The sequence below is a fragment of the Microbacterium flavum genome (assembly GCF_018717645.1).
GTDB classification, from domain to species: Bacteria; Actinomycetota; Actinomycetes; order Actinomycetales; family Microbacteriaceae; genus Microbacterium; species Microbacterium flavum.
This window is the reverse complement of the sequence record NZ_JAFLHG010000010.1, coordinates 117,090-129,514: the sequence shown is the minus strand read 5'-3', so window position 1 is coordinate 129,514 and position 12,425 is coordinate 117,090. Positions and strand designations below refer to the sequence as shown.

General features: G+C 71.3%; 9 protein-coding genes and 1 tRNA gene. 8 read left to right on the top strand and 2 right to left on the bottom strand.

Annotated features, from left to right (window positions below; all coding sequences use genetic code 11):
• Nucleotides 1-640: 640 nt before the first annotated feature.
• Together J0P97_RS11690 and J0P97_RS11685 are read right to left on the bottom strand one after the other, a co-directional pair.
• A tRNA-Arg gene (locus tag J0P97_RS11690) sits at nucleotides 641-713 on the bottom strand.
• Nucleotides 714-729: 16 nt separating this feature from the next.
• The gene (locus tag J0P97_RS11685) at nucleotides 730-1,500 is read right to left on the bottom strand and encodes an SGNH/GDSL hydrolase family protein (RefSeq protein ID WP_215487958.1); all 771 of its coding nucleotides are present in this window, start codon (nucleotides 1,498-1,500) and stop codon (nucleotides 730-732) included.
• A gap of 104 nt (nucleotides 1,501-1,604) precedes the next feature.
• Between J0P97_RS11685 and J0P97_RS11680 the strand changes: the two genes are divergently transcribed.
• From J0P97_RS11680 to rho, 8 genes are all read left to right on the top strand, one after another.
• On the top strand, nucleotides 1,605-2,450 hold the full coding sequence (locus tag J0P97_RS11680) for a transglutaminase-like domain-containing protein (RefSeq protein ID WP_215487957.1): 846 nt from the start codon (nucleotides 1,605-1,607) through the stop codon (nucleotides 2,448-2,450).
• A 70-nt stretch (nucleotides 2,451-2,520) separates the two neighbouring features.
• The gene (locus J0P97_RS11675; RefSeq protein ID WP_215487956.1) at nucleotides 2,521-4,188 is read left to right on the top strand and encodes an arginine--tRNA ligase; all 1,668 of its coding nucleotides are present in this window, start codon (nucleotides 2,521-2,523) and stop codon (nucleotides 4,186-4,188) included.
• A 14-nt stretch (nucleotides 4,189-4,202) separates the two neighbouring features.
• Nucleotides 4,203-5,033 (top strand): LmeA family phospholipid-binding protein, encoded by an 831-nt coding sequence (locus J0P97_RS11670; RefSeq protein ID WP_215487955.1) that lies wholly within the window; start codon nucleotides 4,203-4,205, stop codon nucleotides 5,031-5,033.
• Between the two features lie 205 nt (nucleotides 5,034-5,238).
• Complete coding sequence (gene lysA, locus J0P97_RS11665; protein ID WP_215487954.1) at nucleotides 5,239-6,708, top strand: diaminopimelate decarboxylase; 1,470 nt, start codon at nucleotides 5,239-5,241, stop codon at nucleotides 6,706-6,708.
• A complete protein-coding gene (locus tag J0P97_RS11660; protein WP_215487953.1) occupies nucleotides 6,705-8,030 on the top strand; it encodes a homoserine dehydrogenase in 1,326 nt (441 codons plus the stop codon). The genes lysA and J0P97_RS11660 overlap by 4 nt, the downstream gene beginning before the upstream one ends.
• Before the next feature lie 35 nt (nucleotides 8,031-8,065).
• Nucleotides 8,066-9,136, top strand: a complete 1,071-nt coding sequence (gene thrC, locus J0P97_RS11655) for a threonine synthase (RefSeq protein WP_215487952.1) — start codon at nucleotides 8,066-8,068, stop codon at nucleotides 9,134-9,136.
• Nucleotides 9,133-10,155 carry a homoserine kinase gene (thrB, locus tag J0P97_RS11650; protein WP_215487951.1) on the top strand — a complete coding sequence of 341 codons (1,023 nt, stop codon included), beginning with the start codon at nucleotides 9,133-9,135 and terminating at the stop codon, nucleotides 10,153-10,155. Before thrC ends, thrB begins: the two co-directional genes overlap by 4 nt.
• Before the next feature lie 152 nt (nucleotides 10,156-10,307).
• Nucleotides 10,308-12,401: a transcription termination factor Rho gene (gene rho, locus J0P97_RS11645; RefSeq protein ID WP_215487950.1), complete on the top strand. Its 2,094-nt coding sequence runs from the start codon at nucleotides 10,308-10,310 to the stop codon at nucleotides 12,399-12,401.
• Nucleotides 12,402-12,425 lie beyond the last annotated feature (24 nt).

The window sequence follows — 12,425 nt, the reverse complement described above, 5'->3', positions numbered from 1 at the left end:
CGCGAGCCCGCGAAGCCGGAGCCGGCTCCTGGGACGTTCAATTTGCCGGGCATCCAATCGCTGGGCGTGCTGCCATTATTCCGGGCGCCAGCAGTCGATCTCTGGGCGCGCATCGCGCCTAGAACATCGCCGATCGCGCGTTGGCGGGAGTGCCGTGCGCGTTGGCATCAGGAGAGCTAATGAAGCACCTCGCGGGGGGAGACGTTCCGGCGTACCGTCAGCGTTATGGCCGAACGTTCCGCAGATCGCGTCACGGTGACCGACGTCGTCGGGTTCCGTTCCACGTCGGTCGCGACGTCGCATCCGACGCGGGTGTCGTGCTCGCCAACCCTGATCCCGATGGACTGCCTATCGCAGCACTCACGTGGCCCGGACTGTTCTACATCACGTCCCAGAGCCCCGCAGCCGGCTCGACGGTCTACCGGTGGGGCTCCGTCGTGGTGGAGACAGTGCCGTACGGCGAAGCGGCATCCGATGCTGAGCGCACTTCGCCCCGGGCGCCGATCTCAGATATCGGGCACGCGAGGTCGGAGCGGGAGTCGTTCCTCGACCTCAACGATGACGGAAAACCGAGCCCCTGATGTGGAATCTTCGCCGGGATCGCAAGATCCGAACGACTCGCGATCCCGCTTGCTTACTGTGCCCCCGACAGGAATCGAACCTGCGACCTTTGGTACCGGAAACCAACGCTCTATCCCCTGAGCTACGGAGGCGGACTTGTCGAGGGTATCACCGAGAAAGGGCCGCGACCGCCGCCGCCAGCCGCTCGGCGAGCACGCGATGCCCCTCGGTGGAGGGATGGTCGCGACCGAGGCCGGTGTCGATGACGGCCGCGTAGTTCTCGACGGTGATCCAGCTCTCCGCGATCGGGGAGACGTACCACCAGCAGCGCGCGGCGGCGGCATCCCGCAGGTCGCGATCGATCCGCGCCGTCTCCGGCTCGACCGGCAGCACCTGCGGAGCGGGACCCAGGACGACGATCTGCGCGCGGGGGTAGCGCTGGGCGAGGGCGTCCCACGCCGCATCCACCGCAGCCCGATAGCCCTCGGCCGGCTCGCGACGGTCGTTGATCGACCCCTGCACGATCACGAGGTCGGGGTCGAGGGCAGGATCGAGCTGCTCGATGCGCGTCCCGAAGTCCGGGCCGTCGAGCCCGGGCTTCAGGTAGCCGGACCCCCGCACGCCGTCGACGGTCGTCGTCCACCCGGCGATGTCCGCGACGAGGTATGCGTAGCCGAGGTGCGGGTCGGATGCCGCTGAGCCGTAGGTCCACGAGTCGCCGAAGATCAGGACGTGCGGGTGCTCGGGGAGCCTCAGCGGTGCGGGCGCCGACACCGGAAGGGCGACGCCGTCGGGGCCCGCCGCGACCGCGGTCTCCGGTTCCGCGGGAGCGGCCCACGGGCGCCAGACAGACAGGGCGACGACCGCCGCCACGCCGAGCGCGATCACCGGCAGGATCCACGCGCGCCGCCGCCGTGACGGGGTCCGGAGCGCGCGCATGCGTTGAGGGTAGAACACTCCCGAACGCACCGCGAAAGCCCGTGACTCGGAGGTGTCCCACAACCGGTGCCGGAGCATCCCTTCCGGCATGCGAGGATACTGCGGTGCAGCGCATCGTGACCGCCGAAATGGACCTGGAACTCGGGTCGTCCGCCGACCTCATCTTTCAGATCGCGGCGGCCCAACCTGCCCCCGTCATCCGCGAGGAATTGACCTTCACCCAGGGCGACCGGGTGTACACGCCGACCGAGATCATCGACCAGTCCGGCAGCCGCCTGCACCGCCTGCAGGGCGACGCCGGCCTGCTCGAAGTGCGCTACGAGGCGATCATCGACGGGCACGTCGCGCAGCGCTCCACGAGCGACCTCGAAGCCATCACCTACCTGCGCCCCAGCCGGTACTGCCAGTCCGACGAGGTGTTCTCGCAGGCGCGGCGCCAGTTCCGCGGGCTCAGCGGCATGGAGCTCATCACCGCCGTCAGCGAGTTCGTCGCGACGAGCACCACCTACACCCCCGGGCTCAGCCAGGGCACCGACTCCGCCGTCACCACGCTCATGACCGGCCAGGGCGTCTGCCGCGACTACGCCCACGTCGTCATCGCACTGCTGCGCGCCATGGACATGCCGGCCCGCTACGCCGCGTGCTTCGCGCCGGGCCTGCGCCCGATGGACTTCCACGCCGTCGCCGAGGCCTACCTCGACGGCAGCTGGTACGTGATCGACGCGACCCGTCTGTCGAACCGCCGCTCGCTCGTGCGGATCGCCACCGGTCGGGATGCCGCGGACTGCGCCTTCCTCAGCTACCACGGGGCGTACGTCGGTCTGCAGCGCATGCACGTGGACGCCCTCGTCCTGCCCGACGACGCGGCCGACGTCGACCTCGCCGATGCGGCGGCCGCGGCATCCGACCCCGCCCTCGACGACTTCGCGGAGCTCGTCCAGCTGGCCTGACCTCCGGCGCCCTCTCCGCCCCTCCGTCGCGGGGAAGGCGCACAGGCGCGCGCCGTAGACTTGTCGGGTTATGACTCCCGACGCCCTCGCCGAAGCCCTCCTTGCCGTCATCGCCCCCCTCGCGGAGGCCCGACGCGAGGGTTCGAGCGCCGGTCTGAGCGCCGCCGACCTGCCCCTCGAGCGGCCGCGCAACCGCGACCACGGCGACTGGGCCTCCAACGCCGCGCTCAAGCTCGGCAAGGCGGTGGGGGCGAACCCGCGCGAGTTCGCGCAGGAGATCGCCGACGCGCTCGCCCAGGCCGACGGCGTCGCGAGCGTCGAGGTCGCAGGCCCCGGGTTCATCAACATCCGGCTGGATGCCGCGGCCGCCGGCGCCCTCGCGAAGACGATCGTCGAGGCCGGCGCCGCGTACGGCACCAACGAGACGCAGCGCGGCCAGAGCATCAACCTCGAGTTCGTCAGCGCGAATCCCACCGGTCCCATGCACATCGGCCACACGCGCTGGGCCGCACTCGGCGACGCGATCGCCCGCGTGCTCCTCGCGAGCGGCGCGACACTCGTCCGCGAGTTCTACATCAACGACGCGGGCGCGCAGATGGAGCGGTTCGGTCGCTCCGTGCTCGCGTCGATCGCGGGGGAGCCGACCCCCGAGGACGGCTACCCGGGCTCCTATATCGACGACCTCGCCCGCCGGGTGGTCGCCGAGGTCCCCGGCATCCTGGACCTCCCCGCCGACGAGCGGCTGCACGAGGCGCAGGATCGCGCCTACGCCCTGCAGTTGGCCGACCTCCAGGCGTCGCTGCAGAAGTTCAACGTCCACTTCGACGTCTTCTTCAGCGAGCGGACGCTGCACGCGAAGGGCCCGAACGGCGAGCCGAGCCTCGTCGACGAGGCCGTCGAGCGCCTCCGCGAGCAGGGCCACGTCTTCGATCAGGACGGCGCCGTCTGGGTGCGGACGACCGACTTCGGCGACGACAAGGACCGCGTCATCCGCCGCACGAACGGCGAGTACACCTACTTCGCCGCGGATGCCGCGTACTACCTCAACAAGAGCGACCGGGGCTACGCGCACAAGATCTATCTGCTCGGCGCCGACCACCACGGCTACGTGCACCGGCTGAAGGCGCTCGCCGGCGCCGCGGGCGACGACCCCGAGAAGGACATCGAGGTGCTCATCGGGCAGCTCGTGTCCGTCAACGGCGCGCGGCTGTCCAAGCGCGCCGGCAACATCATCGAGCTCGACGATCTGCGCGACTGGCTCGGGACGGATGCCCTGCGCTACTCGCTCGCGCGCTATCCGGCCGACTCGCCGCTGACGCTCGACCCCGAGATCCTCACGAAGCGGACGAACGACAACCCCGTCTTCTACGTGCAGTACGCGCACGCCCGCACGCACAACGTCGCGCGCAACGCCGCCGACTCGGGCGTCGACCGCAGCGCGTTCGCCCCCGAGCTGCTCACCGACGAGACGGAGTCGGCCCTCCTGGGCGCGCTGCAGGAGTTCCCCCGCATCGTCGCCTTCGCGGCCGAGGTGCGCGAGCCGCACCGCGTCGCGCGGTACCTGGAGGAGCTCGCGAGCCTCTATCACCGCTGGTACGACAGCTGCCGCGTCACGCCGCTGGGCGACGAGCCGGTCACCGACCTCCACCGCACGCGCCTGTGGCTGAACGACGCCACCGGCCAGGTGCTGCGCAACGGCCTCGATCTGCTCGGGGTGAGCGCGCCCGAGCGCATGTGAGGGGGCGCACGACGATGAGCGACCAGCACCCGACCCAGCCGCTGCCGGACCCCGGCGCGCGATGGGTCCTGTCGACGGATGCCGCCGCCACCCGTCCGCGCCGCCGCCGCTGGCCGTGGCTCGTGGCGCTCCTCGTGGTGATCGCGCTCGCCGTGGCGGCGTGGTTCGCAGGCGAATACATCGCGCGGAGCATCGTCGAGCGGACGATCCGCGAGCAGGTCACGCGTCAGCTCGACCTGCCCGTCGACCAGCAGATCGACATCGACATCCCCGGCCCTCTCCTGCCGCAGCTCATCGTCGGGAGCCTCGGCAAGGTGTCGATCTCGTCGCAGGACGTGCCCCTGCAGGGGATCACGGGCGATGTCACCGTCAGCGCTCAGGACGTGAACATCCACGACGGCGAGTGGAGCGGGGGGCACGCGACGGTGACGCTCGACCAGTCGCAGCTGCAGACCCTGCTCGCGAACGTGCCCGACTTCCCGGCGTCGACCGTCGTGATCGACGCGCCCGACCTCGCGGCGGAGTTCTCCCTGCAGCTGTTCACGGTGGAGATCCCGGTCGGCGTCGCCCTCACCCCGAGCGCGTCCGGCGGCGACATCGTGCTCACCCCCGCGAGCCTGCGCCTGGGTGGCGCGGAGGTCACGGCCGACGCGCTCCGCCAGCAGTTCGGAGCCCTCGCCTCCACCGTGCTGCGGGACTGGGATGTGTGCATCGCCGACCGGCTCCCGAAGGCGGTCGAGCTGACGGGTGTCACGGTGGCGCGCGAGCAGGTCGTCGCCGATTTCGAGATCGACAGCGCGATCACCCGCGACGGTGCGGCGCAGGAGAAGGGCACCTGCCCCTGATCCTGCACGCGGCATGATCTGTCCGCAGAACTGCCACGCGGGAGTGCCCCGATGCAGCAGAACGGCGGCGCGGAGGCGACGGGGCCGTGCAGTATCCGCATACGCGGGCCGGCATGCGGCGGTGCCCTAGACTTTGAGTCACTTCTGCCGGGCCGGCGCCGCTCCCGTGCCCGTCCGTGATCCCGTCCGATTGGTTCTTCTGCGCGTGTCCGCTACTCCCGACCGTCCGCTCGTTCCTGCGTGGCTCGCCGTCCCGGATGACGCGAACGCGCTGGCCGACGCGGTGTGGCCGGAGTCCGCCGAGCGCGACGCGCACGGTGAACTCGCCGTCGGCGGGGTGGCGGCGAGCGTCCTGCGGGAGCGGTTCGGCACGCCGCTGTACGTCCTCGACGAGGACGGCGTCCGCACCCGCGCCCGCGAGGTGAAGGCCGCCTTCGACGCGGCCACCGCGCGCCACGGCATCCGGGCGCGCGTCTATTACGCGAGCAAGGCCTTCCTGTCGACCGAGGTCGTGCGCTGGGTCACCGCCGAGGGTCTCGCGGTCGATGTCGCCACCGGGGGAGAGCTGGCGGTCGCACTCGCGGCCGGCGCCGATCCCGCGCGCCTCGGCCTGCACGGCAACAACAAGTCCGTGGCCGAGCTCGAGCGCGCCGTCGAGATCGGCATCGGGTCGATCGTCGTCGACTCGATGATCGAGATCGAGCGCCTCGCCGCCGTCGCCGAGCGTCTCGGCCGCACCGGGGAGGACGCGCAGAGCGTCCTCATCCGCGTCAACACGGGGGTTCACGCCGAGACGCACGACTTTCTCGCGACGGCGCACGAGGACCAGAAGTTCGGCTTCTCCCTTTCCGCTGCCGTGGGCGCGGCCGAGCGCATCCGCGAGCTTCCGTCGCTGGCGCTCGTCGGGCTGCACTGCCACATCGGGTCGCAGATCTTCGGCACGTCGGGGTTCGCCGAATCCGCGTCGCGGCTCGTCGACCTGTACGCCGACCTGCTCGCCGGGGGCGACCTGCCGGTCCTGAACCTCGGCGGCGGCTTCGGCATCGCCTACACCTCGGTGGACACCCCGACCCCGATCCATGACCTCGCGGAGGGGATCGTGGACGCCGTCGCCCGGGAGTGCGAGGTGCGCGGGGTGCCCCTGCCGAACCTCGCCTTCGAGCCCGGACGAGCGATCGTCGGCCGCGCCGGAGTGACCCTGTACGAGGTCGGCACGGTGAAGCCGGTGACCGTCTCCGAGGACCTCGAGCGCGTGTACGTCAGCGTCGACGGCGGCATGAGCGACAACGCCCGCCCCGCGCTGTACGGCGCGCAGTACTCCGCGCGGATCGCCTCGCGCGCCTCCGATGCGGCGCCCGTCCTCGCCCGCGTCGTGGGTCGGCACTGCGAGTCGGGGGACATCGTCGTGGATGCCGAGTACCTGCCGGGAGACATCACTCCCGGCGATCTCCTGGCCGTTCCCGCCACCGGCGCCTACTGCTTCTCGCTCGCGAACAACTACAACTACGTCCCGAGGCCGCCCGTCGTCGCCGTCTCCGGAGGCTCCGCGCGGGTGATCGTCCGCGGCGAGACGGTCGAGGACCTTCTCGCCCGCGACCTCGGAATCCCGGCGCCGGGCTCCGCGTCCACCTCTGCATCCGCCTCTGTATCCACCCACGGGGAGGAATCCGCATGACCGACTACCGCCGTCTGCGCGTCGCGCTGCTCGGGGCCGGAGCCGTCGGCTCCCAGGTCGCGGGCCTCCTGATCCGCCACGCCGACGAGCTGGCCGATCGCGCCGGCGCCGCGCTGGATCTCGTGGGCATCGCGGTGCGCGACGTCGACGCCCCGCGCGACGTCGAGCTGCCGCGGGAGCTCTTCACGACGGATGCCGAGGGCCTGATCGTCGGGGCCGACATCGTCATCGAGCTCATGGGCGGCATCGAGCCCGCCCGCGAGCAGATCCTCCTCGCGCTCACCTCCGGCGCCGACGTCGTGACGGCCAACAAGGCCCTGCTCGCGACCCACGGGCCCGAGATCTTCGACGCGGCCGACCAGGTCGGCGCCTCCGTCTATTACGAGGCCGCCGCCGCCGGCGCGATCCCCATCATCCGGCCGCTGCGCGATTCGCTCGCCGGCGACCGCGTGCGGCGCATCATGGGCATCGTCAACGGCACGACGAACTACATCCTGGACCGGATGGACCGCGAGGGGTCCGACTTCGCGGACGTCCTCGCCGACGCGCAGGCGGCCGGCTACGCGGAAGCCGATCCGACCGCCGACGTGGAGGGGTTCGACGCCGCCCAGAAGGCCGCGATCCTCGCCTCCCTCGCCTTCCACACCGCCGTCCCCGTCGATGCCGTGCACCGCGAGGGCATCACCTCGATCGATAAGGCCGTGATGGATGCCGCGCGCGGCGCCGGCTACGTCGTCAAGCTCCTCGCCGTGTGCGAGCGTCTCGACGGCGCGGACGAGTCGCCGAGCGGCGAGGCGATCTCGGTGCGCGTCTACCCGGCCCTGATCTCGCGCGAGCACCCGCTCGCCTCCGTCCACGGCGCGAACAACGCGGTGTTCGTCGAGGCCGAGGCCGCCGGGAACCTCATGTTCTACGGCGCCGGCGCGGGCGGCGTGCAGACGGCATCCGCCGTCCTCGGCGACGTCGTCTCGGCCGCGCGCCGACACATCGCCGGCGGCGTGGGGGTCGGGGAGTCGACCCGGGCGAACCTGCCCGTCCTCCCCATCGGCCGCGTCACCACGCGCTATCAGATCACCCTCGAGGTGGCGGACGAGCCGGGCGTGCTGGCGACGGTCGCCGGCATCCTCAGCGAGCGGAGCGTGTCGATCGCGACCGCGCTGCAGACCGTGCTGAACGAGGCGAACGGCGAGCCGGGCACCGCCCGCCTCGTGATCGGAACCCACAGCGCCCTCGAGCAGGACCTCAGCGAGACGGTCGACCGCCTCGCGGCGAGCGACGTCGTCGCGCGCGTCGTGTCGGTTCTGCGGGTCGAAGGCGAGTAAGGTCCGGACGTCGGTCCGGGCAGAAGGAGACGGAAATGGTCCACGTGTGGCAGGGAGTCCTGCGAGAGTTCGCCGACCGACTGGGCGTCACCGACGCCTCGACCGTCGTCACCCTCGGTGAGGGCGGCACGCCGCTCATCCCCGCGGCGGCGCTGTCGCAGATGACGGGTGCGGACGTCTACGTGAAGTTCGAGGGCATGAACCCCACCGGGTCCTTCAAGGACCGCGGCATGACCGTCGCGCTCTCGCGCGCGGTCGAGCACGGCGCCAAGGCCGTGATCTGCGCCTCGACAGGCAACACGTCCGCGTCGGCCGCCGCCTACGCGGCGCACGCCGGGATCACCGCGGCCGTCCTCGTGCCCGAGGGCAAGATCGCGATGGGCAAGCTCAGCCAGGCCGTCATCCACGGGGGCCGGCTCATCCAGGTGCGCGGCAACTTCGACGACTGCCTCGAGATCGCGCGCGAACTCGCCGACAACTACCCCGTGCACCTCGTCAACTCCGTCAACCCCGACCGCATCGAGGGGCAGAAGACGGCGGCCTACGAGGTCGTCTCGCAGCTCGGGGATGCCCCGGACTTCCACTTCATCCCCGTCGGGAACGCGGGCAACTACACCGCGTACACGCGTGGCTACCGTGAAGAGGCCGAGCGCGGCGTCTCGACGCGCGTGCCCCGGATGTTCGGCTTCCAGGCGGAGGGCTCCGCGCCGCTCGTGCGCGGCGAGATCGTCAAGAACCCCGAGACGGTCGCCTCCGCGATCCGGATCGGGAACCCCGCCTCGTGGGAGCTCGCCCTCGAGGCCCGGGACGCGACCGACGGATGGTTCGGCGCGATCTCGGACGACAAGATCCTCGCGGCGCAGAAGCTTCTGGCATCCACCGCCGGCGTCTTCGTCGAGCCCGGTTCCGCGATCAGCGTCGCGGGCCTGCTCGACCGGGCCGAGGCCGGCATCATCCCCGCCGGCGCGAAGGTCGTCCTCACCGTCACCGGCCATGGCCTGAAGGACCCGCAGTGGGCGTTGCGCAACGCCGACGGCAGCGAGGTCGAGCCCACCGTCGTCGACGCGACCACCTCCGAGGTCGCCTCGGTGCTCGATCTGGCATGACCGGCGCCTCGGTCTCGGTCCCTGAGCCTGTCTCGGTCCCTGAGCCTGTCTCGGTCCCTGAGCCTGTCTCGGTCCCTGAGCCTGTCGAAGGGCGCTCGGTCGCCGTCCGTGTTCCCGCGACGAGCGCGAACCTCGGGCCCGGCTTCGACACCCTCGGCCTCGCGCTGAGCGTCCACGACGAGCTCGTCGTGACGGCGCTTCCGGAGCCCGGGCTCGAGATCATCGTCTCGGGCGAGGGCGCGGGGGAGGTGCCCACCGACGGCTCCCACCTCGTCGTCCGCTCGATGGCGTACGCGTTCGAGGCGGTCGGGCGCGAGATGCCCGGGATCCGACTGGTCGCGCACAACGCGATCCCGCACGGTCGCGGCATGGGGTCCTCGGGCGCCGCGGTCGTGGCCGGCCTGCTCGCGGCGAAGGGGCTCCTCGCCGGCGACGTCGAGTTCGGCGCCGACATGCTGCTGCGCCTCGCGACCGAGCTCGAGGGTCACCCCGACAACGTGGCTCCGGCACTGTTCGGCGGCCTCACGATCGCATGGGTCGACGAGAACGGACCGCAGCACAAGAAGCTCCTCGTCCACCGCGGTGTCTCGCCGCTCGTCTTCGTCCCCGAGTTCACGATGTCGACGTCCGTCGCGCGCGGTCTGGCGCCGCTCCAGGTGCCCCGCGAGGATGCCGTCTTCAACGTCTCGCGGTCGGCCCTGCTCATCGCCGCGCTGACGCAGAGTCCGGAGCTGCTCCTGGCCGCCACCGAGGACAAGCTGCACCAGTCCTACCGTGCGCAGGCCATGCCGGAGACCGACGCGCTCGTCCGCGCGCTGCGCGCCGAGGGGTTCGCAGCAGTCGTGTCGGGTGCGGGACCCAGCGTCCTGGTGCTCGCCGACGGCCCCGGACAGCGCCTGGAGGCGGTGCGTTTCGCGGCATCCGTCTCGGACACTCCGTGGGACCCGCGCTTGCTCGCCGTCGATGTCAAGGGTGGTACAGTGAGGGACAATACGGAGGGTTCCACGGCTGGTCCGTGAGTCTGGCCTTCGTCGCAATTCTGCGAACCCCGCACGATCCCCCTGCACCCTGCAACGACCTCTTCGGTCGTTCGACAGCCGTGGGGTAACGCCTGTCGTGGACGGCGCCTGTGCGGATCTGTCCTGTCCACATCCCCATTGAAGGAGAACTCGTGGAGTCCCTTTCCGAGATCGACACCGACGGCACCGAGACCCCGCGCGAGGATGCCGCGGCCCCGGTGACCGAGAACACCGACACCGCCGCCGAGGCGCCGGCCGAGGAGGCCGCGCCCGTGGAGGAGCCCGCCGCCGAGGAGGCCGCTCCCGCCGAGGAGCCCGCCGCCGAGGATGCTGCGCCCGCCGAGGATGCTGCGCCCGCCGAGGATGCTGCGCCCGTCGAGGAGACCGCTCCCGCCGCGGAGCCCGCCGTCGAGGATGCTGCGCCTGCGGAGGCGCCCGCTGCCGACGAGGCCGCTCCCGCCGACGAGGCCGCTCCCGCCGACGAGGCCGCTCCCGCCGAGGAGCCCGCGCCGAAGAGGGCGCCGCGCAAGCGCGCACCGCGCCGCGCGAAGAGCAGCGACATCCCCGCCGAGCCCGCTGAGGCCGAGAAGACCGACGCCGAGAAGACCGACGCCGCGGCGGAGCAGGTCGCAGAAGCGCCGGCCGATGCCGCCGCCGAGACCGCCGACGCCCCGCAGACCGACGCCCCGAAGGCCGATGAGGCTCCCGAGGCGACCGCCACCGACGAGGGAGCCCCTGCGGGCGACGCCTCGGCCGAGGGCGGAGAGAAGTCCGACGCCGGCGAAGGCGAGACGCCCAGCCGATCGCGCAGCCGTTCGCGCAGCCGCAGCCGCAACCGCGGCAAGTCCGACGCGCAGAACACGCCGCAGAACGGCCAGGATGCGCCCGCTGAGCGCGGCGAGGCTGAGGCGCCCGCCGCAGGAAACGCCGGCAACAGCAACGCCGCCAACGCCAACGGCAACAACGGCAACGGCGACGAGCAGGGCGCCGGTCGGGGCCGTCAGCGGGGCAAGCGCCGCGGCCAGAACGGAGCGGGCGACGAGTTCGACACCGAGATCGGCGAGGACGACGTCCTCATCCCGATCGCCGGCATCCTCGACGTCCTCGACAACTACGCCTTCGTGCGCACGACGGGGTACCTCCCCGGTGCGAGCGACGTGTACGTCTCCCTGGGTCAGGTGAAGAAGTACAACCTGCGCAAGGGCGACGCCGTCGTCGGCGCCATCAAGCAGCCCCGTGAGGGCGAGCAGTCGAGCCGCCAGAAGTACAACGCACTCGTGAAGGTCGACGCCATCAACGGCCTGTCCGTCGAGGATGCCGCGAACCGCGTCGAGTTCGGTGAGCTGACCCCCCTCTACCCGCAGGAGCGCCTGCGCATGGAGACGGCTCCCGAGAAGCTCACCCAGCGGATCATCGACCTCGTCGCCCCGGTCGGCAAGGGCCAGCGCGGACTCATCGTCGCGCCGCCCAAGGCCGGCAAGACGATCGTCCTCCAGCAGATCGCGAACGCGATCGCGAACAACAACCCCGAGGTCCACCTCATGGTCGTGCTCGTCGACGAGCGCCCCGAAGAGGTCACCGACATGCAGCGCACGGTGAAGGGCGAGGTCATCGCCTCGACCTTCGACCGCCCGGCCGAGGACCACACGACGGTCGCCGAGCTCGCCATCGAGCGTGCCAAGCGCCTCGTCGAGCTCGGTCGCGATGTCGTCGTGCTCCTCGACTCGATCACGCGTCTGAGCCGGGCCTACAACATCTCGGCGCCGACGAGCGGTCGCGTGCTCTCCGGAGGCGTGGACGCCTCGGCGCTCTACCCGCCCAAGCGCTTCTTCGGTGCGGCGCGCAACATCGAGAACGGCGGCTCGCTGACGATTCTCGCGACGGCGCTCGTGGAGACCGGGTCCAAGATGGACGAGGTCATCTTCGAGGAGTTCAAGGGCACGGGCAACAGCGAACTGCGCCTGTCGCGCCAGCTCGCCGACAAGCGCATCTTCCCCGCCGTCGACGTGAACGCCTCGTCGACGCGTCGCGAGGAGATGCTGCTGAGCCCCGACGAGGTCAAGATCACCTGGAAGCTGCGTCGCGCGCTCGCCGGTCTCGACCCCCAGCAGGCCCTCGAGGTCGTCCTCGGCAAGCTCAAGGAGACGGGCAGCAACGTCGAGTTCCTGTACCAGATGCAGAACGTGCAGCTGAAGCAGGGCGCCGGCGGCGGTCACAGCCACGGGCCCGAGAACAGCATCCGCTGACCGGTCCCCGAGTCCGATCGGAAG